The following is a 26729-nucleotide window of genomic DNA, read 5'->3' as shown; positions in this document are numbered from 1 at the left end:
TCTCGGTGGTCATGGCCGCCTACCGGTCCGATCCCTACCTGCTGCATGAGGCGGTCTCCTCGGTCCGCGCCCAGCTCTATCCGCACTGGGAGCTCTGCATCGTCGACGACGGCTCGCCCGGCGAGGCCACGTGGAAGGCGCTCACCGAACTGGCCGCCACGGACGCTCGCATCCGGATTGTCCGGCGCGAGGCCAACGGCGGCATCGCCGCGGCCACCAATTCGGCGCTGGAACTAGCGACCGGCGCGTTCGTCGCCTTTCTGGACCACGACGACCTGCTGGCCGAGCGGGCGCTCTACGAGGTGGCCGCCGAACTGGAGCGGCATCCCAACGCCGACCTCCTCTATTCGGACGAGGACAAGGTCGACGACAAGGGCCGCCGCTCCCAGCCGCACCACAAGACCGACTGGAACGCCGAGCTGATGCTGGGCGTGAACGCGGTCAACCACCTCACCGTCATCCGGCGCAGCCTGCTGACCGCCCTCGGCGGCCTGCGCGGCGGATTCGACGGCGCCCAGGACCACGACCTGGTCCTTCGGGCCGCCGAGCGGGCGACGCCGGCGCGCATCCGCCACATTCCCTGGGTGCTCTATCACTGGCGCCAACACCGGCGGCCGGGTTCGTTCTCCCGCGCCCGGGCCGCCGAATGCGCCGCCGCCGCCGCGCGGGCCGTGGGCGAACACCTTGAGCGCACCGCCCAGGCCGGGGCTGTCGAGCAGATGGACGTCGCGGCCCGGTGGCTGAGGGTCCGCCGCCCCGTCCCCGAGGCGAGGCCGCTGGTCAGCCTCATCGTGCCCACCCGCGACCGCGCCGACCTGGTGGCCCGCTGCGCCGAAGGCGTGCTGGCGGAGACGGCTTACGGCCCCATCGAGTTGCTGATCGTCGACAACGGCAGCGTCGAGCCGGCGACTCTCGCCCTGTTCCAGTTCCTGAAGGCCGACCCCCGGGTCCGCATCCTGGGCGCGCCCGGCCCCTTCAACTTCGCGGCCCTGAACAATCTCGCCGCCGCCCAGGCCCGCGGTCAGGTGCTGGTGCTGCTCAACAACGACATCTCGATGATCCGGCCCGACTGGTTGGACGAGATGGTCGCCCAGGCGGTCCGGCCCAATGTCGGGGCCGTGGGCGCCAAACTCTACTACCCCGACGACACCCTGCAGCACGCCGGCGTCGTCCTGGGCGTGGGCGACGTGGCCGACCGGGTGGCGGGACACCTCTACGCCGGGGCCGGCGCCAACCATGCCGGCTACCAGGGGCACCTGGCCCTCGCCCGCAACGTCTCGGCGGTGACCGCGGCCTGCCTGGCGATCCGCAAGGCCGTCTACGACCAGGTTGGGGGCATGGACGCCGAGCACTTGGCGGTGGCGTTCAACGACGTGGACCTGTGCCTCAAGGTGCGCGAGGCCGGCTACGACATCGTCTGGACACCCCACGCCGAGCTCTACCACCACGAAAGCGCCAGCCGCGGCTCGGACCTCGCCCCCGAGGCCGCCGCCCGCTTCCAGCGCGAGGTGCGCGTAATGCGCGACCGCTGGGGTCCGGTGCTGGACGCCGACCCCTTCTACGGGCCGGTGTTCGACCGCCGCTACACCAACTACCGCCTGGGCGAGCCGCCCGGCCGCGTGGCGCCGTGGAAGGCTGCCGATGGACCGCGCTGAGGCTCTCGCCGCCCTGATCGACCCGGCCCGCCAGCGCGGACTGGAGATCGGCCCCCTCGACCGGCCCATGGTGGCCCGCGCCATAGGGCCGGTGGAATACGTCGACCGCGCCAGCCGCGAAGCCCTGGTGGCGGCCTACGACGGCCACGATGTGGACCGGGCCCGGATCCCCGAGATCGACCACGTTTGGGGCGAGCAGAGCCTGCTGGACTGCGTCGGCGGCGCCCGGGCCTACGACTACGTCCTGGCCAGCCATGTGATCGAGCACATCCCCGACGTCTTTGGCTGGCTGGGCGAGATCGCCAGCGTCCTGGCCGACGGCGGGCTGGCGGTCTTCTTCGTGCCGGACAAGCGCTACACCTTCGACGCCCGACGGCCGGTGAGCACGGCCGGCGAGTTCGTCGACGCCCATCTCCGCCGCCTGCGCCGGCCGGATGCGCGGCAGGTGTTCAACCACGTCTACGACACCCGCGACCTGAAGGCCCCGCCGCTGGACGAGGCCGCCCTGACCGAGCGCGCCTGGCAGGGTCTCGACCTCGCCCGCCGGACGGGCGCCGAGTACCTGGACGCGCACTGCTGGGTGTTCACGCCCCACAGCCTCGTGGACGCCCTGGACCTCGCCAGCCGCCTGGACCTTCTGCCCTTCGAACTGGCCCACACCGAGCAAGGGGCCGACGAGTTCCTGGTCGCCCTGCGACGGTTGCCCGAGGCGATGCCGCCGGCCGCGCGGCGCGAAGCCTTCATGGCCAGCGCGGCTCGTTTCGCCCTGCCCGACGACACCGAGACCGGCGGGGACGCCGCGGTCCTGCAGGCCCAGGCTCGGGCGGCCCTGGCGCGGGCCGACGCCATCGAGAACTCGACGATCTGGCGCGCGACGGCGCCGCTGCGCGCGCTGCTGGGCCGCCTGCGCCGCTAGCTACGGTAGTCGCCGTTGATCTCGACGTAGCGCTTGGTCAGATCGCAGGTCCACACGGTGGCCGCAGCCCGGCCCACGCCCACGTCGACGCTGACCTCCAACTCCTGCTTCTTCATGTAGGCGCTCATCTTGGCCTCGTCGTAGCTGCCGGCGATGAGGCCGTCCTGGGCCGCCCAATGAGGCCCGAACTTCACGCTCATGGAGTCCCGGTCGACCGGCTCGTCCGCCTTGCCCACCGCCATGACGATGCGGCCCCAGTTGGCGTCCTCGCCGGCGAAGGCGGTCTTCACCAGGGGGCTATCGGCCACCGACTTGGCGATCTTGCGCGCCGAGGCGGCGCTTTCCGCGCCCGTCACCGTGATCTTGATGAACTTGGTCGCCCCCTCCCCGTCGCGGACCAGCTGGTGGGCGAGGTTCATGAGCACCTGCTCCAGCTTGTCACGGAAATCGGCCAGGCGCCGGTCGCCAGCACGGCTGATCTTCGGCGCTCCCGACTGCCCCGTGGCGAACAGCAGTAGGGTGTCGTTGGTGGACCGGTCGCCGTCCACCGTCACGGCGTTGAAGGTGTTGCGGGTGTAGAGATTGCAGAGGTTCTGCAACGCCCCGGGCGAGATCGCCGCATCCGTCACCACGAACGCCAGCATCGTCGCCATGTCCGGCGCGATCATGCCCGAGCCCTTGCAGATCCCCCCGATCCGCACCTTCACACCGTCGATCTCGGCCTCCGCGTAGGCGCCTTTGGGGAAGGTGTCGGTTGTCATGATCGCCCGCGCGGCCGCGCCCCAGCCGTCGGGACTGAGCTTGTGCTCCACGTCGGCCAGGCGGTTCACGATCTTGGTGTCGTCCAGCAGCACGCCGATCACCCCCGTGGAGGCGACCATGACGTCGCGCTGGCGGCAGTCGAAGCGCTTGCCCACGGCCGAGGCGACGCGGCGAACCGCATCGGCCCCGGGCCGGCCGGTGAAGGAGTTGGCGCAGCCGGCGTTGACCACCAGCGCCTTCACGCCCTCGCCCTTGGTGGCCTCCAGGTGGCGCTTGCACCAGTCGACGGGCGCCGAGCCCACCCCATGACGCGTGAAGACGCCGGCGCAGCTCGCACCCTCGGGAAAGCTCATGACCAGCAGGTCGTCCCGCTCGTGCTTGTAGAAGCCGGCGCGGCCCGTCGCCATGGTCAGGCCGCGGATGGGCTGCATCCGGGGAAACGGCACGGCGAGCGGAGACACCGGCATGGCGGACTTGTCCACCTTGCCCGCGCCCGCCGCCGCAGGCTGGGCCGTCCGGTCGTCGAAGGCGCGGGCCGCCTTGTCGGCCCGCTTCAACCCGGCGCGCTTCAGAGCCGTGGTCAGGGGATCGAGCGCGCGTTCGAGCGCCTCGCCGACCGCCTCCACCGGCTTGGAAGCCTTGCCGGCGGGCTTGGGCGCGGCGGCCTTCGCCGCGGGCGTGCTGGGCTTGCGGCTCATGGAGCGGCTCCCTTCTGGGTCGGGGCCGCGGGCGCCGGGGGCGCCGCGGCCTTGGGGGCGTCGGCCGGCGGAACAGGCTTGGGGGTCCCGGCCTCGGGCTTGATCAGGGTCTCGACCTTGGCCTTGGCCCGCAGCTTTTCCAGCAGGTCGCGGATGCGGTCGTAGGTGAGGAAACGGACGATCTGAGGGCGAGCGGCGTCCAGGGGGATCGGCTGCTCCTGCCGCACGTCCTCGACCTTGACCAGCGCGAACCCGCCCTGCGTCGGCACCGGGCCGATAAGCTGGCCGGGCTTGGCGCCCTTCAGCGCCGCCTCGTAGGCCTCGGGCATGACGTCGGTGGTGAAATAGCCCAGGTCGCCGCCGTTGAAGCGGGTGGCGGCGTCGCGCGAGCGCTCCATGGCCAGGGCCTCGAAGTTGGCGCCGGCGGCCAGCAGCTTCTTCACCTGGTCCACCTCGGCCGCCGTGGCCAGCACGATCTGGCGGGCGCGGATCTCTTCCGAGCGGCGCGCCAGCTTCTGCTGTTCCTCGTAGAGGCCGCGGATGTTGTCCTCGGTCACGGCGTCGGCGACCGTCGTCTCCACCAGCATGTCGCCCATCACGCGGTCCTGGGCGGCGGTCAGCCGGCGCTGGGCCAGAGGGTCCTTGTCGAGCTTGCGCCGCTGGGCCTCGGCGGCCAGCAGCTTCTGGTCGATCACCTGGTCCATCATCTGGCGGAACAGGTCCGACGAGGTGTCCAGCGGCTCGCCCTCGCCGATCAGGCCCTGGGCGATGGCCTCGCGCTTCACGTCCGAGGCCCACACCGTCTTGCCGTCGACGCGGGCCACGGCCTTGTCCCCACGCTCCGGCGGGCTCGAGCTTTCGCCGCCGCGGTCGCAGGCGGACGCGGCCAGCGCCAGGGCGGCGATCATCGCGATGCGGAAGGGACCGGAGGCCATCGGGTCATCCCTGCGGAGGGGCGGAGGCGCGGCGTCGGCGGACGCCGCCCGTCCCCCTAGTGCGCGACCCTGGAAAGGGGAAGCCCTTTCGCATCCGGCGCGAGCCCGCGCCCGCGGGCGCCGCAAACCGGAACCAGAATTCGCTTCGCCCGGCTGGCCATTTTCCCGCCGGGATGCAAAGGTGCCGGCGAGTTTTCCGGGCCCCGACCGAGGGCTCAAAAATCCATTTCGTTGGGAGGACTATTCCAAATGCGTGAAGCCGTCGTCGTTTCCTATGCCCGTACCGGCCTGGCCAAGTCCGGCCGCGGCGGTTTCAACATGACGCCCACCGTCTCCATCGCCGCCCACGCGGTGAAGCATGCGGTGGCCAAGGCGGGCGTGGACGGCGGCGACATCGAGGACGTGTTCCTGGGCAACGTCGCCCACGGCGGCGGCAACCTCGCGCGCCAGGCGGGCCTGCTGGCCGGCCTGCCGGTGACCGCCTCGGGCGTGACCGTGAACCGCTTCTGCTCGTCGGGCCTGCAGACCATCGCCATGGCGGCGAACCACGTCCGCAACGACGGCGCCCCGGTGGTCGTGGCCGGCGGCGTGGAGTCGATCTCGATGCCGAACATGGGCACGGGCCCGAACAACTTCGATCCCGAGCTGACCAAGATGCACCCGGCGATCTTCATGGCGATGATCGACACCGCCGACATCGTGGCCCAGCGTTACAACGTCAGCCGCGAATATCAGGACGAGTATTCGCTGGAGAGCCAGCGCCGCATGGCCGCCGCCCAGCAGGCGAACAAGTTCGCGGACGAGATCGTCCCGATGAAGACCAAGATGAAGACGGTCGACAAGGCCACGAAGGAAGAGTCCATCGTCGACTACGTCGTGGACCGCGACGAGTGCAACCGCCCCGACACCACGCTCGAAGGCCTGCAGAAGCTGCAGCCGGTTATGGGCGAGGGCAAGTTCATCACCGCCGGCAACGCCTCCCAGCTCTCGGACGGCGCCGCCGCCGTGGTCATCATGGAAGGCAAGGAAGCCGAGCGTCGGGGCCTTTCGCCCCTGGGCGTGTTCAAAGGCTGGGCCGTGGCCGGCTGCGAGCCCGACGAAATGGGCATCGGCCCGGTGTTCGCCATCCCGCGCCTGCTGGAACGCCACGGCCTGAAGGTCGATGACATCGACCTGTGGGAGCTGAACGAAGCCTTCGCCAGCCAGTGCCTCTACAGCCGCGACAAGCTGGGCATCGATCCCGAGAAGTACAACGTCAATGGCGGTTCCATCGCCATCGGCCACCCCTTCGGCATGACCGGCGCGCGCCTCGCGGGCCACATCCTGCAGGAAGGCAAGCGCCGCGGCGCCAAGCACGTGGTCGTGTCCATGTGCATCGGCGGCGGCATGGGCGGCGCCGGCCTGTTCGAAGTCTACTAGGACTTAGGGCCCCTCTCCGGTCGGGAGAGGGGCTCGATACACTCGCCCGAGCGGTGGAGAGGGCGGCTCGCAGCCGCCCTTTTTCATGCCGCCAGGTTCGGCGGCGGTTCGCGCCCCGCCGTCTCGCGCAGCCAAGCGGCCGTGGCGCGGCTTTCCTGCAACAGCCAGTCGCGGAACCGCTGGACGTGGCGGCGGCCTTCCATGTCGGCACGGAACCGGGCGCGGAACCCGTGCTCGCTCCAGCGCCCCATGGCCAGTGGATAGGGCAACGCGATCCGGCCGGCCGCCAGATGGGCGTCGAGCAGCGCCAGCCCGCAGAGGGTGACGCCCGCGTTCGCCGCGACCGCGTCCAGGGCCGCGGTGATGCGACGGAAGCGCATGCCGCGCTCCGGAGCGCTGCGGTCCACGTCGTTGGCCGCGACCCACTCCGGCCAGGACAGCCCGGCCGGATCGTCCTTGTAGAAGTCCAGGTGCAGGAGCGGGAACCCCTCGAGCTGGGCCCGCGCCGTTTGCTGCGCCGTGCGCCGCGTGTTCTCGGGCGACGCCACCGGCAGGACGTAGTCGCGGAACAAAAGGTCGGTCGACGCGTCGGCCCGGGCGGGGCCGAAGCTGATCTCGCAGTCCACGCGGCCCAGGCGCAGCGGCGCATCGCCCTCGCCGTTGATGCAGAAGCGGATGTTCGGATGCGTCTCTCGGAAGGCGCCCAGGCGCGGCTCCAGCCACAGCTCGACGAAATCCGACGCCGCGGCGATGTGCAGCTCGTGGCCGCGCTGGAGTTCGAGCTCGCGCGCGGCGGCCTCCAGTTCCGAGAAGGCCAGGCTGAGGTGCGGAAGGGCGGCGGTCAGGCCCGGCGCAGCCTGGATCCCCGACCGGCCCCGCAGCAGCAGCTCGACGCCCAGATAGTCCTCCAGGGCCTTAACCCGCTGGCCCACAGCGGCAGGCGTGATGCCGAGGCCCGCCGCCGCCGCCGCGAAGGAGCCCTCGCGCACAGCGAGCTCCAGGGCCTGGAGCGAACGCAGGTATGTCGGAGCGACCATGGCCCCTTCCTAAGCAAAACCTTTAGTCAGCGCCAGATTGTTTAGATTGTGCGCCGGGGTCGCTGGCGCGACACTTCAATCATTCCAAGGGTGATGTGGGGGCGGCGCCATGGGCCAACTCAAACGTTACCTGGTCGAGCGAGAGATGCCCGGCGTCGGCGGTATGTCGATCGTCGAGCTTTGCGGGGCGGCTCGCGCATCGAACCAGGCGATCGAAAAGATCGGCCGAAGCGTCCAGTGGCAGCACAGCTATGTCGCCGGCGATCGGACGTTTTGCATCTACCTCGCGGATGGCGAGGACGCGATCTACGCCCACGCCGAACTGAGCGGGTTCCCGGTCACCAACATCACCGAGATCTCGCAGATCATCGATCCAACCACCGCCAACAACTGAGCGGCGGCACGCTTCACCCGTCGCGACCGCGCCCGGGGGGCGCGGGGCCGTGCGAGGAGAACGTCAAATGAAACTGGAACCCAACTACGAACGGCTCATGGAGATGTCCAAGGCCGTCAACTGGCGCATCGAGGACATCATCGGCCCCGAAAAGCGCATGGACTTCTCGAAGCCCTTCCTGCCGGAGAGCTTCGCCCGCACGGACGAGCTCGACTTCCTGACGGCGGCCGAGCGGCTCAAGCTCAACCACATCCGGGCCTTCGGCTACCTGGCCATGTTCGAGCTCGTCGAGCGGTGCATCCTGCCAGTGATCGAGGACCTAGCGCCCTCGGCCCCTGGCCAGGACACGCACCGCACGCCGGCGCTGCTGCAGTTCGCCGCCGAGGAGGCCAAACACATCGAGCTGTTCGTGCGCTTCCGGCAGGCCTTCACCGAGGGCTTCGAGGGCGAGTGCGGCTTCATCGGCCCGGCCGACCAGATCGGCGCCGCGGTGCGGGCCCATAGCCCCCTCAGCCTGGCGATCTTCGTGCTCGGCATCGAGTGGGCGACGCAGCGGCACTATCTGGACAGCGTCCACGACGACGACACCCTGGATCCGCAGTTCAAGAGCCTGCTCAAGCACCACTGGATGGAAGAGTCCCAGCACGCCAAGCTGGACGCCCTGGTGTTCTTCGAACTCGCTGCCCGCGCCCGACCCGACCAGGTCGAGCAGGCCGTGGAGGAGTTCCTGGAGATCGGCGCCTTCCTCGACGGCGGCCTCGGCCAGCAGACGCAACTCGATCTCGCCTCGCTCGAGGCCGCTATCGGCCGGACGCTGTCGGACGGCGAGCGGGCGCGGTTCATCCAGGCGCAGCACCAGGCCCAGCGCTGGACCTTCCTGGGCTCGGCGCTGCGCAACGAGGGCTTCCTGGGCGCCATGGGCAAGGTAAGCCCGGCCGCCCGCGCCCGGCTCGAGCAGGTCGCCCCCGCCTTCTGCTAGCGCAGCCCAGGCCAAGCCTGGCCCGGTCGATCCGTCCGTATCGACCGGGCCAAACGGCCTCGAACCGCCGAAACCCGGGGCAGGCGCCGCGATGAACCCTCTCGTGACAGGGGCGCTGCGTTGACTTGAGCGGGGGCAGTCCTTAAGTCACCCACGCCCCAAAAGAGCGCTTCTTCCAGGCGGGCGAAGGGCCTTATCGCCGCCTCACGGACATTCCCTTTGAGCATCTTCCAACGGTTCTTCGGCTCCTCCAACGACCGCAAGGTCAAGGGCATGAACGCCCGCGTCGCCAAGATCACGGCGCTGGAGCCCGCCATGCAGGCGCTCTCCGACGAGCAGCTGCGGGCCAAGACGGCGGAGTTCAAGGAGCGCATCGCCAAGGGCGCGAGCCTCGACGATCTGCTGGAAGAGGCCTTCGCCGTCGTGCGCGAAGCCGCCCGGCGGGTCCTGGGCCAGCGCCACTACGACGTCCAGCTGGTGGGCGGGATGATCCTGCACCGCGGCGGTATCGCCGAGATGCGGACCGGCGAAGGCAAGACCCTGGTCGCCACGGCGCCGACCTACCTGAACGCCCTCTCGGGCAAGGGCGTCCACGTCATCACCGTGAACGACTACCTCGCCCAGCGCGACAGCGAGTGGATGGGCCAGGTCTACCGCTTCCTCGGCCTATCGGTCGGCGTGATCGTCCACGGCCTCAGCCAGGGCCAGCGGCAGGACGCCTACCGCTCGGACATCACCTACGGCACCAACAACGAATTCGGCTTCGACTACCTGCGCGACAACCTCGTCTACGACGTCAGCGAGATGGTCCAGCGCGGCCACAACTTCGCGATCGTCGACGAAGTGGACTCGATCCTGATCGACGAGGCGCGCACGCCGCTGATCATCTCGGGCCCCACCGAGGACCGCTCCGACTTCTACCGGACCATCGATCTGCTCGTGAAGGAGCTGATCACCGACAAGACCACCTACGACTACGACGAGAAGCAGCGGCAGGTGATCCTGACCGAAGAGGGCTCGGAGAAGATCGAGGAGATGGCCGCCGCGGCCGGGCACCTGGCCGAGGATTCGGCCGGCCTGTACGACCCCGCGAACATCTCGGTGGTGCACCACATCAACCAGGCCCTGCGGGCCAACGTGATGTACGTGCGCGACAAGGATTACATCGTCCGCGCGGGCGAGGTGATCCTGATCGACGAGTTCACCGGCCGCATGATGCACGGCCGCCGCCTGTCGGAAGGCCTGCACCAGGCCATCGAGGCCAAGGAAGGCGCCGTCGTCCAGCCCGAGAACCAGACCCTGGCCTCGGTGACCATCCAGAACTACTTCCGCCTCTATTCCAAGCTCTCGGGCATGACCGGCACGGCCGCCACCGAGGCCCAGGAGTTCGCCGACATCTACAAGATGGACGTCGCCGAGATCCCGACCAATCGGCCGGTCCAGCGCATCGACGACGACGACGAGGTCTATCGGACCGCCGCCGAGAAGAACAAGGCGGTGACCCTCCTCATCGAGGACTGCTACCGCCGCAAGCAGCCGATCCTGGTGGGCACAGTGTCCATCGAGCGCTCGGAACAGCTGTCCGAACTCCTGAAGGCCCATACCTTCGAGATGGACGGCAAGACGATCCGGGGCATCCCCCACAACGTGCTGAACGCCCGCTTCCACGAGCAGGAGGCCAGCATCGTGGCCGACGCCGGGGTGCCGGGCGCGGTGACCATCGCCACCAACATGGCCGGCCGCGGCACCGACATCCAGCTGGGCGGCAACGTCGACATGCGCCTCGCCAAATGGCGGGAAGAGCAGCGCGACGCCGGCATTGAGGTCACGCCCCAGCAGGCGCTGGACAAGAAGGCCGAGATCGAGGCCGACATCAAGGACCTGAAGGAGCAGGCGCTAGCCGCCGGCGGCCTCTTCGTCCTGGGCACCGAGCGGCACGAGAGCCGGCGGATCGACAACCAGCTCCGCGGCCGGACGGGTCGCCAGGGCGACCCCGGGCACTCCAAGTTCTTCCTGTCGTGCGAAGACGACCTGCTGCGCATCTTCGCCGGCGAGCGCCTCGACACCATCATGCGCACCTTCGGTGTCCAGGAAGGCGAGGCCATCACCCACAAGTGGCTGAACAGCGCCATCGCCACCGCCCAGAAGCGCGTGGAGCAGCGCAACTACGAAATCCGCAAGAACCTTCTGAAGTACGACGACGTCATCAACGACCAGCGCAAGGCCGTGTTCGAGCAGCGCCAGGAGTTCATGGAAGCGACGGATCTGCAGGAGATCCTGGCGGAGTTCCGCAACGAAACGATCGCCGACCTGGTCAACCGCCACCTGCCGCCCAAGGCCTACGCCGAGCAGTGGGACGTCGAGGGCCTGGATGCCCAGGTCCAGCACTACCTCGGCCTGCAGCTTCCGATCGCCGAGTGGGCGGCCGAGGATGGCATCGCCAACGAGGAGATCGAGGAGCGCATCCGCGCGGCCGCCGACGCCCGTGCGGTGGAGCGCGATCAGATGGTCACCGCGCAGACGGGACCGGACTACATGCGCAACCTCGAGAAGAGCTGGCTGCTGCAGACCATCGACCTGCAGTGGCGCGAGCACCTCATGCACATCGACCATCTGCGCACCGTCATCGGCCTGCGTGGGTACGGCCAGCGCGACCCGCTGAACGAATTCAAGACCGAGGCCTTCTCGCTCTTCGAGAAGCTGCTGGTCGACCTGCGCCAGAACGTCACCCGCTGGCTGATGACCGTGCAGTTCGCCTTCGAGGAGCCCCCGCCGCCCCCGTCGCAGCAGACCTTCGAGGTGCACCTCGATCCCCTGACCGGCGAGAACGAAGCCGAGCGCGGCTTCGTGCCCGACGGAATCTCGGCCGAACAGCGCCAGGCCCTGCCGGTCACCGCCCTGCCCGACGGCTGGGAGCAGACCGGCCGCAACTCGCCCTGCCCCTGCGGCTCGGGCAAGAAGTTCAAGCACTGCCACGGCGCGCTGGTCTGACCGCAGCCGGTTGCCGGACGTGAGGTAAGGGCGGCCAGGATCGTTCCGTTGATTTGACGGAGCGTTCCATGACCGCCCTGCCCAAGGCCTGCATCATCGGGGCCGGCTGTTCCGGCTTCACCACCGCCAAGCGGCTGCAGGACCTGGGCGTGCCCTTCGACTGCTTCGAGATGTCCGACGACATCGGGGGCAACTGGTACTTCAAGAACCCCAACGGCCTGTCGGCCTGCTACGAGAGCCTGCACATCGACACCTCGAAGTGGCGGCTCGCCTTCGAGGACTATCCGGTCCCGGCCGATTGGCCCGACTTCCCCCACCACGCCCAGCTGCTGCAGTATTTCCGCGGCTACGTGGACCATTTCCGCCTGCGCCCGAAGATCACCTTCGACACCCGGGTCGAGCTGGCCGAGCGCACCGCCGACGGCCTGTGGGCGGTGACGCTGTCGACCGGCGAGCGGCGGCTCTACGACGTCCTGTTCGTCTGCAACGGCCACCACTGGGACGCGCGGGTCCCGGACTATCCGGGCACGTTCGACGGGCCCGCCTTCCACGCCCACGACTACCGCGACCCGTTCGATCCCGTGGACATGCGCGGCCAGAACATCGTGGTCGTCGGCATGGGTAATTCGGCGATGGATATCGCCTCCGAGCTCTCCCAGCGCCCGATCGCCAAGACCCTGTGGGTCGCCGCCCGCCGGGGGGTCTGGGTGCTGCCGAAGTACATGGACGGCCGTCCGGCGGACAAGGCGTCCATGCCGCACTGGATGCCGCGCAAGCTGGGCCTCAACCTGGCCCGCGCCAAGATCAAGAAGACCATCGGCCGGATGGAAGACTATGGCCTGCCCAAGCCCGACCACGAGCCGCTGGAAGCCCACCCCTCCGTCTCCGGCGAGTTCCTGACCCGCGCCGGCTGCGGCGACGTGAAGTTCAAGCCGAACATCGCCGAACTGATGGGCCGGAAGGTCCGGTTCGAGGACGGCAGCGTCGAGGAGGTGGACGCCATCGTCTACGCCACCGGCTACCGGATCAGCTTCCCCTTCTTCAAGGACCCGGCCCTGCTGCCGGACGCCGAGAACCGCTTCCCGCTGTTCAAGCGGATGATGCAGCCCGGCGTGCCGAACCTGTTCTTCATGGGCCTGGCGCAGCCGCTGCCGACCCTGGTCAACTTCGCCGAGCAGCAGGCCAAGCTGGCGGGCGCCTACCTGACCGGCCGCTATCGCCCGCCGCCGCCGGCCGAGATGGCGGAGGTGACCAAGGCCGACGAGGCGCTGCACCTCGGGCCCTACTACAAGGCCGCCCGGCACACGATCCAGGTGGACTTCGGCCTCTATGTCCACGATCTGCTCAAGGAGATCGAGCGCGGCGGCAAGCGGGCCAAGGCCGCCGGCTATGCCCTCCCCGTGGCCGCCCGCGCCGCGTTGGAGCCGGCGTAGGCCAGCCGCCCCTCGACCAGCCGGCCCAGCCGCCGCACGCCCTCGTCGATGTCGGCCGGGGACGGCAGGGAGTAGCTGAGCCGCAGGGTGTTCGCCTCGGGGCCGACCGCGAAGAACGGGGCGCCGGGCACGAAGGCCACACGCTCTTCGGCCAGGGCCGCCTCCAGGAGTTGCGCGCCGTCCAGTCCCTCCGGAAGCTGCAGCCAGACGAACATGCCGCCCTGCGGCTTGGACCAGGTCACGCCCATCGGCATGTGCCGGGCCAGCGCGGTCTGCATGGCCGAGGCCCGCTCCCGGTAGTGCGCCCGCAGGCGCTCCAGGTGTCCATCGAAGCCCTCGGCGACGACGCGGGCGGCCACCATCTGGTTGATCGTCGAGACGTGCAGGTCGCAGCCCTGCTTCAGCAGCACCAGCTTGTCGATGACCGCCCGCGGCGCGCAGACCCAGCCCAGCCGCAGGGCCGGCGACAGGGTCTTGGAGAAGGTGCCGCAATAGAGCGTTCGAGCGTTCTCGATCCCGCCCGACCGGGCCACATCCAGCGCGATCAGCGACGGCTCGGCGGTCCCCGCGAACCGCAGGTCGCGATAGGCGCCGTCCTCGACCACCACCAGGTCATGGGCCTCCGCGCGCGCCAGCAGCCGCTCACGCTCGCGCCGCGGCATGGTGCGGCCCGACGGGTTGGCGAAGTCGGGGACCACATAGGCCAACCGCGCCCCCGCCGGGACCTCGCCCGACAGGTCGGCATAGGCCGGCTCGTAGGCGTTGAAGGCCCCGAGTGCGCCCATGTAGGTCGGCCGCTCGACCATCACCGTCGACCCCCGGCTGAGGAACAGCTTGCCGATCAGGTCCAAGGCCTGCTGCGAGCCTGCCGTGATGACGATGTTGCCCTCGTCGCAGGGCGTTCCGTCCGCGGTCATCCGCGCGGCGATCCAGCGGCGCAGGTCCGGCAGGCCCTCGCTCACCGAATACTGCAGCGCCTGGGCCCCCGCCTCGGCCAGCACCTCGGCATAGAGGGCCGCGATGCGCTCGGTGGGAAACAGCACCGGATCGGGAATGCCGCCGGCGAACGAGAGGATGTCGGGCTGGTCGAGCAGCTTCAGCAGCTCGCGGATCTCGGAGGCGCGCACATGCGCCATCCGTTCACTGAAGCGGTCGGTCCAGGCGGTCATGGGAACTCCATCGGCTGGCGGATGGAGGGGTCTCTTGCCGATCCATCCGCGGGGTTTGCGGGGGATCGGGCGGGGTGAGCAGCTAGCTGCGCACGACCTCGCGACGCCCCGGACGGGCGGCGGCTACCTTCGAAGCGAGGGCGAGGCGCAGGCTCATGATGCAGCGTCCATAACCGCTGAAAGCGCCGCTGTCACGGTCCAGTCGCACCGAAGTGGCCACCTCAGCGCTCCTACCGCGTCACGATCGGGAAGCCCGCTCGCGGCGCCGAGAGCATGCCCAGCAGCCTTGCCAGGGCGGTCTTGTCGCCTGCCGTGGCCTGACCTGAGAGGTCGGCGCCCGCCAGGGCGCCGGCGAGGAACTGGGCGCGGGGCATGGCGAACGTCCCGGCGGCGGCGCCACCCTTCGGATCGGCCTCGTAGGTCAGGACGTCGTGCTTCACGCGCAGGCGGAACCGCTCGTTGCGGTCTGGGAAGACCAGATCGACGGCCACCTCCCCGCCCTTCGACTTCGCCGGATCGAGCCGCACCGCCAGGAGGTCCAGCAGCATCGGCGTCGGCGTGTTGCGGATGAAGTCCAGCGAGGCCGACTGACCTGGGCCCGCCACGACGCCGGCTCGCAGTTCGCGGGCGCCGGTCAGGTACATGTTGCGCCAGATCGCGCTCTCGGCTCCCACCGCCTGCCGCTCGTAGGTCTTCGCCAGAAGCTCCCGCGCCGCAGCGTTCTTCGCGTCGGCCATAACGAGGCGGTTGGCCAGCTCGCCGGCCCAGCGGTCGTCGCCCTTGTCGTAGGCGCCCTGGGCCGCCGCCAGCACCGTCGCGGGTCCCCCCATCATGGCCACGTAGCGCGCCGCCTCGTCCGCGGGCTCCAGCGGCGCCAAGTGGACCGGATTGGCGTCGTACCAGCCCATGTAGCGCTGATAGACCGCCCGGGAATTGAAGCTCATCGTGCCGTAGTAGCCGCGGTTGTACCATTCGGCCCCCAACGCCTCGGGCAGCTGGATCCGGTTGGCGATCTCGTTCGGCAGCAGGCCGTCGTTCATCAGCCGCACCGACTGGTCGTGCAGGTATTTGTAGGCGTCGCGGTGCTTCTCGAGATAGTCGGCGATCTCGGCCCGGCCGAACCGCGGCCAGCCGTGGCTGGTCATCAGAACGTCCGACTTGTCGCCATAGAGCCGGATCGACTCGGTCAGGTAGCCCGCCCACTCCTTGGCGTCCCGCACCAGGGCGCCGCGCGGCGTCAGCACATTGTGCATCGTGGCGTTGGCGTTCTCGGCCAGGTCCAGCAGATTCAGGTCCGGGAAGTAGAGGTTCATCTCCGCCGGCGCTTCGGTGTTGGGCGTCAGCTGGAACTGGATCCGCACGCCGTCGACCGTCAGCTCCTGGCCGCTGCGGGCGATGTCCACGTTTGGCGGGACCAGCCCTTGCGTGCCCGGGGCCACGGCCATGCCGATCCCGGAGTTGACCAGCCCCTCCGACCCCTTCGGCAGCAGCGAGCCGAACTGGAACGTCGCCCGGCGCTGCATGGCCGCGCCCGCGATGATGTTCTCGCTGACCGCGTGCTCCAGGAAACCCTGCGGCCCGATCACCTGGACCTTGCCGGAGTCCACGTCCGGCTGGGCGACCATGCCGCGCGCGCCCCCGAAGTGGTCCACATGGCTGTGCGTGTAGATCAGCGCCACCACGGGCCGGGCGCCCAGCTTCTCGTTGGCTAGGTCCAGGGCCGCCTTCGCCGTCTCGGCGGAGGTCAGCGGATCGATCACGATCCAGCCCGTCCTGCCGGCGATAAAGGTGGCGTTGGCGAGGTCGAAGCCGCGGACCTGCCAGACCCCTTTGGTCACCTCGAACAGGCCGTGCTTTGCCAGCAGTTGCGACTGGCGCCAGAGGCTGGGGTTCACGCTGGCGGGCGCCGGAGCCTTCAGGAACTCGTAGGCGGAAAGATCCCAGACCACCCGGCCGTCGGCGGCCTTGATCTGTGGGTCGGCCCGTGTGGCGACGAAGCCGCGGTCCGCGAAGGCGAAGTCCTGGCGATCGTTCAAGTCCGGCCCGGCGGCCGCAGCCGGAAGGGCCAGCGCCAGCGCGCCGGCGGCGACGATGAGTTTCTTCTTCATGGAAACGCCTCCCGTCCCCGAGCCATGCCCGGGGCCGGGAGGCTTGGCAACCAACCGCTAGGCGATCCAGTCCAGCGTCATGCCGGTCAGGGCGACGAAGGTGTCGGTGCTGACCTCCACCGCCGAGTAGACGCCGACCTCGCCGTCGCCGGGCATCGGGTACGGCAGGATGTGGAACTCGCCGTCGCCCGGCATCGGGAACGGCAGGATGTGGAATTCGCCATCATCGCCCGGCACGACGCCCGCGTCGTCCGGCGCCGGGGCGCCGTTCTCGAAGGCGGTGACGAAGCCGTCCTCATCGCCGTCGCCATCGAAGTCGATGGAGATGCGCTCACCGCCCTTGCCGTCGGCCTCGCGGCCGAGGATCGCGGCGTTCGGGCCCAGCTGGCTGAGGTCGATCTTGTCCTCGGCGCTGAGGTCCATGACGGTCCCGAGGTTCTCGGGGCCATCGTCGTCCGCGCCGACCGAGGTGAGGACGAAGGTGTCCGCGCCCTTGCCGCCGAACGCGAACAGGCCGTCCAGCGTGAGGACGTCGTCGGCGTCCGTCCCGGTCACGATACGCAAGCGCCCGCTGTCGCCGGGCACGGGTTCGATCTGGCCAGGCACGGGCGCCGGCAGGGCGTCGGCCGGCAACGGCACGACGCCGGTGTTCGGCAACACCCCGCTGGAGGTCGCGGAATTGGGATCTAGGGTAGGCATACTCTGCTCCTGAATTCCCCCTGAGAGGGCGAAGCTGTGCCGTGAAGCGCGGCAAGAGTCCAGTATTTATGCAATACATTTATATGAACTATCGTCGGGTCCGCCTTGACTTGCCGGCCGCCGCCGCGTCGCATCGGCGGACGTTTTGGGGAGGATCGGATGGCGGGGTTCAAGGGATTGGCGACGGCGCTGGCGCTCGCCCTGGGGCTGGCCGCGCCAGCGGCGGCCCAGACCGAGGCCCAGAAGGCCGCGATGGCGACGATCGACCCGCTGTTCGAGGCCTTCATGAAGGAGCGCCACGCCCCGGGCCTGGTCTATGGCGTGGTGGCCGACGGCAAGCTCGTCTACGTCCGGACGCTGGGCGTGCAGGACACGGCCTCGAAGGCGCCCGTCACCGCCGACACGATCTTCCGCATTGCCTCCATGTCCAAGAACTTCACGGCGCTCGCCGCCCTGAAGCTGCGCGACGACGGCAAGCTGCGCCTCGACGCCCCTGCCGAGACGGTGATCCCCCAGCTCAAGGCCCTGAAGTACCCCACCACCGACAGCCCCAGGATCACCGTCCGCGACCTGTTCACCCACAACGCCGGCTTCGTCACCGACGACCCTTGGGGCGACCGCCAGCTCGACATGTCCGAGGCGGACTTCTCGCGGTTCGTGGCGGCCGGCGTGCCGTTCTCGCGAGCCCCTGGCATGGCCTTCGAGTACTCGAACTTCGGCTACGCCCTCGCCGGCCGCGCCGTGACCAACGCGGCGGGCATGAACTATGCCGACTACGTCGAGACGGCGTTCCTGAAACCGCTGGGCATGGCTTCGACGGGATACGACGTGGCCAAGGCGCCCGCCGCGCGGCGGGCCGTCGGCTACCGCTGGCAGGAGGACACCTGGGTGGAGGAGCCGTCCCTGGGCCCCGGCGCCTTCGGGGCCATGGGCGGGTTGATGACCACCGCCAACGACTACGCCCGCTACATGGCCTGGGAGCTCGCCGCCTGGCCGCCGCGCGACGGGCCCGAGGACGGCATCCTCAAGCGCTCCAGCATCCGCGAGATCGTTCGGGGCCAGAACTTCCTGGGCGTCGCGGGCCGCGCCAATCGCAGCGACCCGGCAGATTGCGATCGGGCCCGGGCCTACGGCATGGGGACCATCGTCTATTCGGACTGTGTGCTGGGCCCGCACTTCACCCACTCGGGCGGCCTGCCGGGTTACGGCTCCAACGTCCTGATGCTGCCCCAGCGCGGCGTCGGCGTCTTCGCCTTCGCCAACCTCACCTATGCCCCGGTGTCGGCCACGGTGCGCGAGGCGGCGATCAAGCTGGTGACCTCCGGCGCGTTCCCGGTGCGCACCCAGCCGCCCAGCCCGGGCCTCACCACCATGGCGGCCGCGGTCCAGCGGATCTATGCCGCCGGCGACGTGCTGGCCGCCCGGGAGGCGCTGGCCATGAACGTGCTGCTGGATCGGGACGCCCCCCGCCGCAACGCCGAGATCGCCGAGCTGAAGGCCAAGCTGGGCGTCTGCCGAGCGCCCGAGCCGATCGTCGCCGACAACGCCATGTCGACCATGCTCACCCTGCCCTGCGAGCGCGGGACGCTGCGGGTGCGCATCACCCTCGCCCCGACCACCCCCGCCACGATGCAGATGGTCGAGTTCTCGAGCTAGGCCTTGGGTCGGACGATGTGCCCCTCGTCCGGGCTGACCTTGCCCGCGACCACCCGGTCGTAGAGCGCCTGCAGCGCCTGTGGCCCCGCGTGCCGCTTGAGCTTGAGCCAAGGATTGCCGGCGATGAAGGCGGTGAGCGCCGCCTGGAAGCGGGCGTCCAGCTCGGGCCCGCCCCAGTCCTTCACCCGCTGGCGGATGCGGTCGGGCGCGAAGAAGAATCTCGGCGCCGGTCCCACGGTCTGCGGCGGTCCGCCCCGGGCCTCCCAGTGGGTGACGCCGACGATCAGGCTGGCCTGGAGCGCCTCGCCCAGCGTCTCGTGCACGTCCTTGCTCACCGAGCTGCGGCCGGCGAAGTCCACATAGGCGGCCGGGCCTTCCGCCTTCAGCCCGCGGATATCGTCGTAGGTGACCACCTCGTCGTACAGCTTGGTCGCTTTCAGCAGGTCCACATACGCCGGCGAGGTCAGGCCGATCACCTTCACGCCCCGCCGACGCGCCAGCCACGCCAGGCCCATGGCCGTCTTGCTGGAGGCGCTGGAGAGCACCAGGGTCTTCAGCGGCAAGTCCGAAAGCTGGTCGTCCAGCAGGAAGCTGGTCATCAGGAGCGGCCTCAATAGCGAGCGCCAGTCATCGTCCGCCGCTGGCTCGGCGACCTGGTAGGCGTTGTAGGTGGGCGGCAGCTCCGCCCGGTGCGCCGAGACCTCCACATAGCCGGCGGGCCGCTTCTGCAGGCGCGCCACGGTGTAGCTGGACATGGGCCAGTAGCCGAACAAGCGCAGCCCCACCGGCGCATCGGCCGCGTTGGACCGCACCACCCGCGCAAAGCCCCAGACCGGGATCCGCCCCTGGCCCTCCGGCGCCGGGAAGAACTTCCAGTAGCCGAGCTGATCCCCCGCCGCGCCATAGGTGACGTTGTTGGCGGTCAGGGCGAAGCTCTCGACCTCCAGCAGCGCCTCCCCCTCGGCCAGCGGGACCTCGACGTCGGTCGGTACGAGACTCGTCTTGCGCAGGTCCGCCCGGTCGACGAGGAGATCCCAGCCGTTCATCAGAAACTCGCCCAGTTGCCGTGGAAGCCGAACGGCATCCTACGCGGCATCTCGGCGATGACCACCGGGCCCTTCTCGATATCCTGAGCTTCGAAGATCGCCAGGTCGGAGCGATTCTCGGCCGCCCGCCAGATCACCGCGGTGAGCCAGCCGTCGCCCTCCGCCGCATCCGCCGAGCGCGGTACGAACACAGGCTCGGACGTCAGGTCCCCGCCGTTCAGCTGATAGACCTGCCGCTTGCCGGTCAGCAGGTCGATATGGGCGATGGCGCACTGCTTGATCGTGCCGCTGCCGGTCGGATCGGCGGCGTACCAGCCGTGACGGTGCTTCAGGGTCTCCACCCGCGGATCGACGCGGGGGAACTCCCCGTCCAGATCATCCAGCGGCGTTTCCTTGATCGCGTCCGAGGCGCCGTTCAGGTCGAAGGTCCAGCGCACCAGCCGGGCCGCGGCCTTGTCGCCGGGCGAGCCGTCGGCCTTGGGGAACAGCGGCGCCACGTCGTAGCGCATGACGTCGCAGAAGATCTTGCCGCCCTCCTCCCAGCTGTTCAGCGGGTGGAAGACGTAGCAGGCCTCCGTATTGAACCAGCGGATCGTCGAGACGTCCGCATCGCGCCGCATGACGCCTACGTAGGAGCCCTTCTCGGGCTCCCAGGCGAAGGCCGGCTTGCCGCTCATCGCCCGCTCGAGGCTGGCCGTCAGCGGCAGGATCGGGAACAGGGCGTGGTTCTCGGTGACCATGAAGTCGTGGACCATGCAGGCGAAGGGCGCCTGGAAATCCTGGCGGCGCACCAGGCCGCCGGCCTTGTCCGTGACGCCATAGCTCATCCCCGCCGACAGCGGCATCTGGCCGACGCCATAGGCGAACCAGACCATCTCGCCGGTCTTGGGGTCGAGTTTCGGGTGGGCGGTGACCTTGCCCTTGAACTCGCGGTCGTAGCCCTTCGACTCCAGGGTCCGCGGGTCCATGCCGAACGGGTGATGCCCCTCCTCCAGCGCCAGCAGCTTGCCGGCGTGCCAGACGATGTTGGTGTTCGCCACGCCACCCTCATTGCCGATCGCCAGCGGATCGGTGGTCATCGGGTTGCCGAAGCTGCCGAACAGCGAGCGGCCGTGCTCGTGCTCCAGCTCCCACTTCGGCGTGCGGACGTAGCGGTTGCGGTAGCTGACCTTGCCGTCCGCGACGTAGAAGCCGTGAACCATGCCGTCGCCGCCGAACCAGTGGTGGTTGGGGTCTCGGGGTTCGAACTGCGGGTTCGGGCCGATGCGGAAGAGCGCGCCGCGAAGGCCCGCCGGAATCTCGCCCTTCACCGTCAGGTCGAAGTCGTCCTCGGACCGCACCGGGGCGAAGTTCCCCGCCAGATACGGATTGATGCTCACATCGCCGTCCATGGTCGTCGCCTCCACTTGCTTGTTGTAACTTACGTTGTAAATTCATGCGGGAGGCCGTACCCCTTGGCAAGCCTTTTCTGCAGCAGCCGAGTCGAATGCCGCGCGTCCTGACCGAGACCGATGTCGCCGACTTCCGCGAGCGCCTGTGCGCCGCCGCCGAGCGGCTGTTCGCGGAGAAGGGGCCCGACGCGGTGACCATGCGCCAGCTGGCGTCCGCCCTGGGCGTCTCGCCCATGACCCCCTACCGCTACTTCCAGGACAAGGACGACATCCTGGCTGCGGTCAGGGCCAACGGCTTCAACCGGTTCGCCGAGGCGCTGGAGGCGGCCCGCGGCAGCGCCAAGAGCGCCCGGGCCAAGGCCGCGGCGGTGGGCGAGGCCTATGTCCGCTTCGCCTTCGACCACCCGCACACCTACAAGCTGATGTTCGACCTGAACCAGCCGATGGACGACGCCTATCCGGATCTCGTGGAGGCCGGACGCCGGGCCCATGAGACCCAGACCGCCTGGGTCAAGGACCAGATCGCCGCGGGCGAGATGGCGGGCGATCCGGATGAGATCGGGGCCATGTTCTGGGCCGCCACCCATGGGGTGGTCGTGCTGGAGATGGCCGGCAAGCTGCCCGCCGGCGCCGCCCGCGACCTGCATCACCAGATCAGCGCCACCCTGGCCAAGGGCTTGAAGCCCGGCGCCTGAGGCGCCTTGACGACCCCATGGGGAAACCTGCGACGCTCGCCGCAAAGATCGGGAGGCGGGGCGTGGCGGACATCAAACCCTTCGAAGTGACCTGGACCAAGGCCGAGGTCGGCCCCGTGCTGGACCAGGTGCGCGCCTACCCCTGGCCCCCGGCGCCGGACGTCCCGGACGGCTGGGCCTACGGGTGCGACGGCGCCTATCTGAAGGCGCTGTGCGACCACTGGACGGGCGCCTACGACTGGCGCGCCGCGGTGGCCGACCTCAACCGCTTCCCGCAGTTCACCGCCCGGGTCGGGGACTTCGATCTGCACTTCCTGCACGTGGTGGGCGAGGCGGGCGGCAAGCGGCCGCTTCTGGTGACGCACGGCTGGCCGGGCTCGCACTACGAGTTCTGGCAGTCGATCGAGAAACTGGCCTTCCCGTCGCGCTTCGGCGGCGATGCGGCCGACGCCTTCGACCTCGTGGTCCCGTCCCTCCCCGGCTTCGGCTTCTCCTCCAAGCCCGCGCGCCCCGTCGGCCAGCGCACCACCGCCCGCCTGTTCAACGCCCTGATGACCGAGGTGCTGGGCTATCGCAGCTATCTCGCCCAGGGCGGCGACTGGGGCGCCATGGTCACCTCCTGGCTCGGCCGCGAGCACGGGGCGAGCGCCCGGGCGATCCACCTCAACATGCTGGGCTTCCGGCCGCACGGCGGCCCTGCCGACGAAGCGGAAATCGCCTGGGCCCAGAAGCAGGCCGCCGCCATGGACATGATGGGCGCCTATTTCCGGCTGCAGGTCTCCAAGCCCCAGTCCATCGCCTGGATGGGCGCCGGCAACCCCGTGGGCCAGGCCGCCTGGATCGCCGAGCGCTTCCACGACTGGTCGGACCTGCGGGCGAAATCCATGGACGAGGCCTATCCCAAGGACCGGCTGCTGACGAACATCATGCTCTATGTGATGACCGGCAGCTTCACCTCCGGGGCCTGGTACTACCGCGGCATGATCGAGGAAGGCGGCCTGGCGCTGGCGGCCGGCGAGCGGGTCGAGACCCCCACCGCCTTCGCCAACTTCCCGGGCGAGCCGCTCTATTCGGCCCCGCCCCGCGCCTTCGCCGAGCGCGCCTACAACATCGTCCGCTGGACCGACCAGCCCCGCGGCGGCCACTTCGCCGCCATGGAGGAACCCGACCTCTTCGTGGCCGACGTCCAGGCCTGGGCCCGCGAGCACGGCTGACGCGCCGACGGCGCATTCGGCAGGTTCGATATCAGGTCTGGCCGCTGCGCGGCTGGAACCGTAGAAGCCCGCCCATGGCCCGCTACGACTTCGCCTCCGACAACACCGCTCCCGCCACGCCCGAAGCGATGGAGGCGATCCTCGCGGCGAACACCGGCTTCACGTCGGGCTACGGCAGCGACCCCGTGAGCGCCCGCGCCGCGGACCTGCTGCGCGCGACCCTGGACGCCGACGCCGAGGTGCGGTTCGTGGCCTCGGGCACGGCCGCCAACGCGATCTCGCTGGGCGCCCTCTGCCGGCCGTTCGAGGCGGTGCTGGCCCACGAGCACGCGCACATCTGCACCGACGAGACGGGCGCCCCCGGCCTCTTCGGCCACGGCCTGGGCCTAGTCGGCCTGCCGGGCGCCTCGGGCAAGATCGATCCGGCCGCCCTCGCGGGGCCGCTGAACGCCCCCGACGTCTCCCACCGCCAGTCGCCGGCGGCCCTGTCGATCACCAACGCCACCGAGTACGGCACGGTCTACGCGGAGGCGGAACTGCGCGCCCTGATCGCCCCGGTGAAGGCCAAGGGCTATGGCGTGCACCTGGACGGCGCGCGGCTGGCCAACGCCGCGGCCGCCGGTTTCGACCCCAAGGCCATCGCCGGCCTGGGCGTCGACATCCTCGTTGTCGGCGGGACGAAGGCCGGGATGCCGCCGACCGAGGCCGTGGTGATCTTCGACCGCGCCATCGCCCGCCGCTTTGACGCACGGCTGAAACAATCCGGCCAACTTCCGTCCAAGGGCCGGTTCTACGCCGCGCCCTTCATCGGGATGCTCGAAGGCGGCGCCCTGGTTCGGCACGCCGCCCACGCCAACGCCATGGCCCGGCGGCTTGCGGGCAAGATGCCGTTCCGCGTCGCCCATCCCGTTGAAGCCAATGCGGTTTTCGTCGAGATGGATGAAGCCCGGCTCGCGGCGCTGCACGCCGCGGGCTGGTTCGTCTACCGCTTCCTCGACGGGTCGGTCCGCTTCATGTGCTCGTGGGCCACCACCGAGGATTCGGTGGACGAAATCGTCGCGGCCCTGCGCCTCATCGCCTGAATCGCCCGCCTGGAGCCGATCCGACTGGGGCATGGCCTTGCCGCAACCGGGCGATGTGTGGCGCCGAAGCCGCAAATCGCGGAAAATCTGTAATGTTACCCGACCGTTCGTCGTAACTGCGGCCGCTTTTCGTTGCCCGCGTGACACGTGCGTGACAGCTATCGAGACCACCCTCAGGTGCAGGGTTCGTCAGCCGTCGCCGTGAAGCCGCGTCGACGCGAGGGGAACTGCGCGCCCGAGGGAACAAGCGCCGGCATCGCCCGGCGCCCTCGAAGAAACCCGTTCCCAGGCCGGGGGGCCGCAAGAATGAAAGTCCAAATGAACACCATGCTTCGAAGCGCGCTGCTCGCGTCAGCCGCCTCCGCGAGCCTGCTCGCCATGCCCACCATCGCCCAGGCCCAAGAGGCCGGCGAAGGCGTCGACGTCGGCGAAATTGTCGTCACCGGCTCGCGCATCCGCCGCGACACCTTCAGCGCGCCGCAGCCGCTGGCCGTCGTCAGCGCGGAAGCCATCCGCGAGTCCGGCCAGACCTCGATCGGCGACATCCTTCTGGACCAGCCGTCGATCAACCCCAATCAGAACGCGCAAACCACCTCGGGTACGCTGTTCCTGGCGGGTCAGGCGCGCGCCGATATCCGCGGCCTCGGCGCCACTCGCACCCTGGTGCTGATGGACAACCGTCGCCTTCCGTTCTCCGACGCCTCTTCGCCCGCCGTCGACCTCAACACCATTCCCTCGCTGATGGTGGAACGGATCGAGACGGTTCCTGGCGGCGTGTCCGCGGTGTACGGCTCGGAAGCCATCGCCGGCGTCGTCAACTTCATCATGAAGAAGGAGCACGAAGGCCTCGAGCTCGACATCCAGGGTGGCATCACCGAGGAGAACGATGGCGAGGAATTCCGCGCCGGCTTCAACTGGGGCAAGAAGTTTTTCGATGACCGGCTGAACGTGCTGGTCGGCGGTGAATACGCCACGCTTGACAAGATCATGCAGCGGGACCGCGACGAGCTCTACCCGGGCTTCCGCCGGAACAACGCCCCCGGCGTCAATCCGCAGCCCATCATCCCGAACTCTCGCACCAACGGCAACACGACGGCGACGTTCCAGTTGATCGGCGGCAACGTGGTGGGCACGGCGCGCGCCGTCACTCTGGACGCCCGCAACCCCACCCAGGTTGTGCGCCTGTCGCCCGCGTGCTCGACCCAGACCGTTCAACCCACCTGCCAGGACGAAGCGCTCACCTACAGCAACTTCTTCAGCGCGCTGCAGGGCAAGGCGAACCGCGGCGTCCTGCGCACCTACATGGACTACAAGATCACGGACACCTTCAAGGCGTTCGTCGATGCCTCCTACGTGAAGGTCAGTGGCTACGGCATCTTCGGCCCGGCGTTCTCGAACGCGGCGGGCGGCGGCACCATGCCGCTCGTGCTGCGTGGCGACAACGCCTACCTGAACGGCCCGGGCGCGACGGCTGCGGCGCTGCGCGCGGAATGGCTGGCTGCGGGCAAGACGCTCACCCAAGGTTCGACCGCCAACGTCGGCAAGCAGTTCGTCGAATTCGGCGGCCGCGATGTGAAGACCGAACGGGAACAGTACCGCATCGCCGGCGGCATCGAGGGTCAGTTCGAGACCTTCGGGCGGCAGGTGAACATGGACGGCTACGTCCAGTACTCGCGGTTGGACGGCACGACGATCTCCTACAACGTGCCGAACGTCGCCCGCGTCCAGCAGGCGACCGATGCGGTGCTGCTGAACGGCCAGGTGGTGTGCCGTGACGCGGCGGCCCGGGCTGCAGGCTGCGCGCCCTGGGACCTCGTGAATGGGCCCTCGCGCGAAGCCATCCTGTTCACCAACGCCAACTCGACGACCGACCAGAAGATCACCCAGACGGTGGCGGGCCTGAACTTCGCTACCGAGTTGTTCGAACTGCCCGCCGGTCCTGTCGGCGTGGCGTTCGGCGCCGAGTATCGTAAGGAAACCAGCTTCTTCGAGCAGGACGCCCTGGGCGCTTCCGGCGCGCTGTTCTTCAACGCCATCGGCACCCGCGAGGGTTCCTACAACGTGAAGGAAGCCTACGGCGAAGTCCGGATCCCCATCCTGAAGGACGTGCCGTTCGCCGAAGAACTCAGCGTCGAGCTGGCTGGCCGCGTTTCGGATTACTCGACGATCGGCGGTACGGACCAGTACCGGATCGCGGCGACCTGGGCTCCGGTTCGCGACATCCGCTTCCGGGCCAGCGAGTCCACCGCGGTGCGCGCGCCGAACATCATCGAGCTGTTCTCGCCGCAGAGCCGCAACTTCACCACCTCGGCTACCGACCCGTGCGACGCGGCGGTCTTCGCCGGCGCCACGGCGGCCCAACAGGCCGCACGCCGCGTCACCTGCGCCGCCGCCATCCCGGCCCCAGTGCATTATCGGGACACCGATATACGGTACGCTGGCGAGAGGTC

At 69.4% G+C, this 26729-nt stretch carries 20 protein-coding genes; 12 read left to right on the top strand and 8 right to left on the bottom strand.

Going from position 1 to position 26729, the window contains the following annotated elements; translation table 11 throughout:
* Together AX721_RS18415 and AX721_RS18410 are read left to right on the top strand one after the other, a co-directional pair.
* On the top strand, positions 1-1655 hold a 1655-nt coding region (locus AX721_RS18415; RefSeq protein ID WP_156467245.1), incomplete at its 5' end, for a glycosyltransferase.
* Positions 1642-2571, top strand: coding sequence for a bifunctional 2-polyprenyl-6-hydroxyphenol methylase/3-demethylubiquinol 3-O-methyltransferase UbiG (locus AX721_RS18410; protein ID WP_068877438.1), 930 nt, complete (start codon positions 1642-1644; stop codon positions 2569-2571). The genes AX721_RS18415 and AX721_RS18410, both read left to right, overlap by 14 nt.
* On the opposite strand, the gene argJ is transcribed toward AX721_RS18410, so the two are convergent.
* Positions 2568-4031: a bifunctional glutamate N-acetyltransferase/amino-acid acetyltransferase ArgJ gene (argJ, locus tag AX721_RS18405; RefSeq protein ID WP_068877437.1), complete on the bottom strand. Its 1464-nt coding sequence runs from the start codon at positions 4029-4031 to the stop codon at positions 2568-2570. The two genes, AX721_RS18410 and argJ, sit on opposite strands and share 4 nt — an antisense overlap.
* Positions 4028-4966: a peptidyl-prolyl cis-trans isomerase gene (locus AX721_RS18400; RefSeq protein WP_068877436.1), complete on the bottom strand. Its 939-nt coding sequence runs from the start codon at positions 4964-4966 to the stop codon at positions 4028-4030. Before AX721_RS18400 ends, argJ begins: the two co-directional genes overlap by 4 nt.
* Before the next feature lie 249 nt (positions 4967-5215).
* On the opposite strand from AX721_RS18400, the gene AX721_RS18395 reads away from it, so the two are divergent.
* Positions 5216-6385 carry an acetyl-CoA C-acyltransferase gene (locus AX721_RS18395; RefSeq protein ID WP_068877435.1) on the top strand — a complete coding sequence of 390 codons (1170 nt, stop codon included), beginning with the start codon at positions 5216-5218 and terminating at the stop codon, positions 6383-6385.
* 83 nt (positions 6386-6468) lie between these two features.
* Here the strand turns inward: AX721_RS18395 and AX721_RS18390 are convergent, their stop codons facing one another.
* The gene (locus AX721_RS18390; protein ID WP_068877434.1) at positions 6469-7422 is read right to left on the bottom strand and encodes a LysR substrate-binding domain-containing protein; all 954 of its coding nucleotides are present in this window, start codon (positions 7420-7422) and stop codon (positions 6469-6471) included.
* Between the two features lie 109 nt (positions 7423-7531).
* Here AX721_RS18390 and AX721_RS18385 point away from each other — a divergent pair, with 109 nt between their 5' ends.
* The 4 genes from AX721_RS18385 to AX721_RS18370 all read left to right on the top strand — a co-directional run bounded on the left by AX721_RS18385 (position 7532) and on the right by AX721_RS18370 (position 13219).
* Positions 7532-7816 (top strand): DUF4242 domain-containing protein, encoded by a 285-nt coding sequence (locus AX721_RS18385; protein WP_068877433.1) that lies wholly within the window; start codon positions 7532-7534, stop codon positions 7814-7816.
* Between the two features lie 67 nt (positions 7817-7883).
* Positions 7884-8795 carry a hypothetical protein gene (locus AX721_RS18380; protein ID WP_068877432.1) on the top strand — a complete coding sequence of 304 codons (912 nt, stop codon included), beginning with the start codon at positions 7884-7886 and terminating at the stop codon, positions 8793-8795.
* 273 nt (positions 8796-9068) lie between these two features.
* Positions 9069-11786, top strand: a complete 2718-nt coding sequence (gene secA / locus AX721_RS18375; RefSeq protein WP_068877440.1) for a preprotein translocase subunit SecA — start codon at positions 9069-9071, stop codon at positions 11784-11786.
* A 68-nt stretch (positions 11787-11854) separates the two neighbouring features.
* The gene (locus tag AX721_RS18370) at positions 11855-13219 is read left to right on the top strand and encodes an NAD(P)/FAD-dependent oxidoreductase (RefSeq protein ID WP_068877431.1); all 1365 of its coding nucleotides are present in this window, start codon (positions 11855-11857) and stop codon (positions 13217-13219) included.
* On the opposite strand, the gene AX721_RS18365 is transcribed toward AX721_RS18370, so the two are convergent.
* The 3 genes from AX721_RS18365 to AX721_RS18355 form a co-directional block, all read right to left on the bottom strand.
* Positions 13174-14388 (bottom strand): PLP-dependent aminotransferase family protein, encoded by a 1215-nt coding sequence (locus tag AX721_RS18365; protein ID WP_068877430.1) that lies wholly within the window; start codon positions 14386-14388, stop codon positions 13174-13176. The genes AX721_RS18370 and AX721_RS18365 overlap by 46 nt on opposite strands.
* 230 nt (positions 14389-14618) lie before the next feature.
* Positions 14619-16496, bottom strand: coding sequence for an alkyl/aryl-sulfatase (locus tag AX721_RS18360; protein WP_068877429.1), 1878 nt, complete (start codon positions 16494-16496; stop codon positions 14619-14621).
* A gap of 57 nt (positions 16497-16553) precedes the next feature.
* The gene (locus tag AX721_RS18355; protein WP_068877428.1) at positions 16554-17195 is read right to left on the bottom strand and encodes a hypothetical protein; all 642 of its coding nucleotides are present in this window, start codon (positions 17193-17195) and stop codon (positions 16554-16556) included.
* Between the two features lie 159 nt (positions 17196-17354).
* Here AX721_RS18355 and AX721_RS18350 point away from each other — a divergent pair, with 159 nt between their 5' ends.
* Entirely contained in the window at positions 17355-18851 is a 1497-nt protein-coding gene (locus AX721_RS18350) for a serine hydrolase (protein ID WP_068877427.1), read from the top strand.
* Here the strand turns inward: AX721_RS18350 and AX721_RS18345 are convergent.
* Together AX721_RS18345 and AX721_RS18340 are read right to left on the bottom strand one after the other, a co-directional pair.
* Entirely contained in the window at positions 18848-19897 is a 1050-nt protein-coding gene (locus AX721_RS18345; protein ID WP_068877426.1) for a DUF2855 family protein, read from the bottom strand. The genes AX721_RS18350 and AX721_RS18345 overlap by 4 nt on opposite strands.
* Positions 19897-21288, bottom strand: coding sequence for a carotenoid oxygenase family protein (locus AX721_RS18340; protein WP_068877425.1), 1392 nt, complete (start codon positions 21286-21288; stop codon positions 19897-19899). The genes AX721_RS18345 and AX721_RS18340 overlap by 1 nt, the downstream gene beginning before the upstream one ends.
* 95 nt (positions 21289-21383) lie before the next feature.
* On the opposite strand from AX721_RS18340, the gene AX721_RS18335 reads away from it, so the two are divergent.
* From AX721_RS18335 to AX721_RS18320, 4 genes are all read left to right on the top strand, one after another.
* Positions 21384-21983 carry a TetR/AcrR family transcriptional regulator gene (locus tag AX721_RS18335; protein WP_068877424.1) on the top strand — a complete coding sequence of 200 codons (600 nt, stop codon included), beginning with the start codon at positions 21384-21386 and terminating at the stop codon, positions 21981-21983.
* Positions 21984-22045: 62 nt separating this feature from the next.
* Positions 22046-23197: an epoxide hydrolase family protein gene (locus AX721_RS18330; protein ID WP_231733154.1), complete on the top strand. Its 1152-nt coding sequence runs from the start codon at positions 22046-22048 to the stop codon at positions 23195-23197.
* Positions 23198-23271: 74 nt separating this feature from the next.
* Positions 23272-24279: a beta-eliminating lyase-related protein gene (locus tag AX721_RS18325; RefSeq protein WP_068877422.1), complete on the top strand. Its 1008-nt coding sequence runs from the start codon at positions 23272-23274 to the stop codon at positions 24277-24279.
* A 318-nt stretch (positions 24280-24597) separates the two neighbouring features.
* Positions 24598-26729 (top strand): TonB-dependent receptor domain-containing protein (locus AX721_RS18320; RefSeq protein ID WP_068877421.1); only part of this gene is annotated, 2132 nt, incomplete at its 3' end.

The sequence above is a fragment of the Phenylobacterium sp. CCH9-H3 genome (genome assembly GCF_001557235.1).
In the GTDB taxonomy this organism is placed as follows: Bacteria; Pseudomonadota; Alphaproteobacteria; order Caulobacterales; family Caulobacteraceae; genus Phenylobacterium.
The sequence above is the reverse complement of the archived record's forward strand: the minus strand, read 5'-3'. Positions and strand labels throughout refer to the sequence as shown.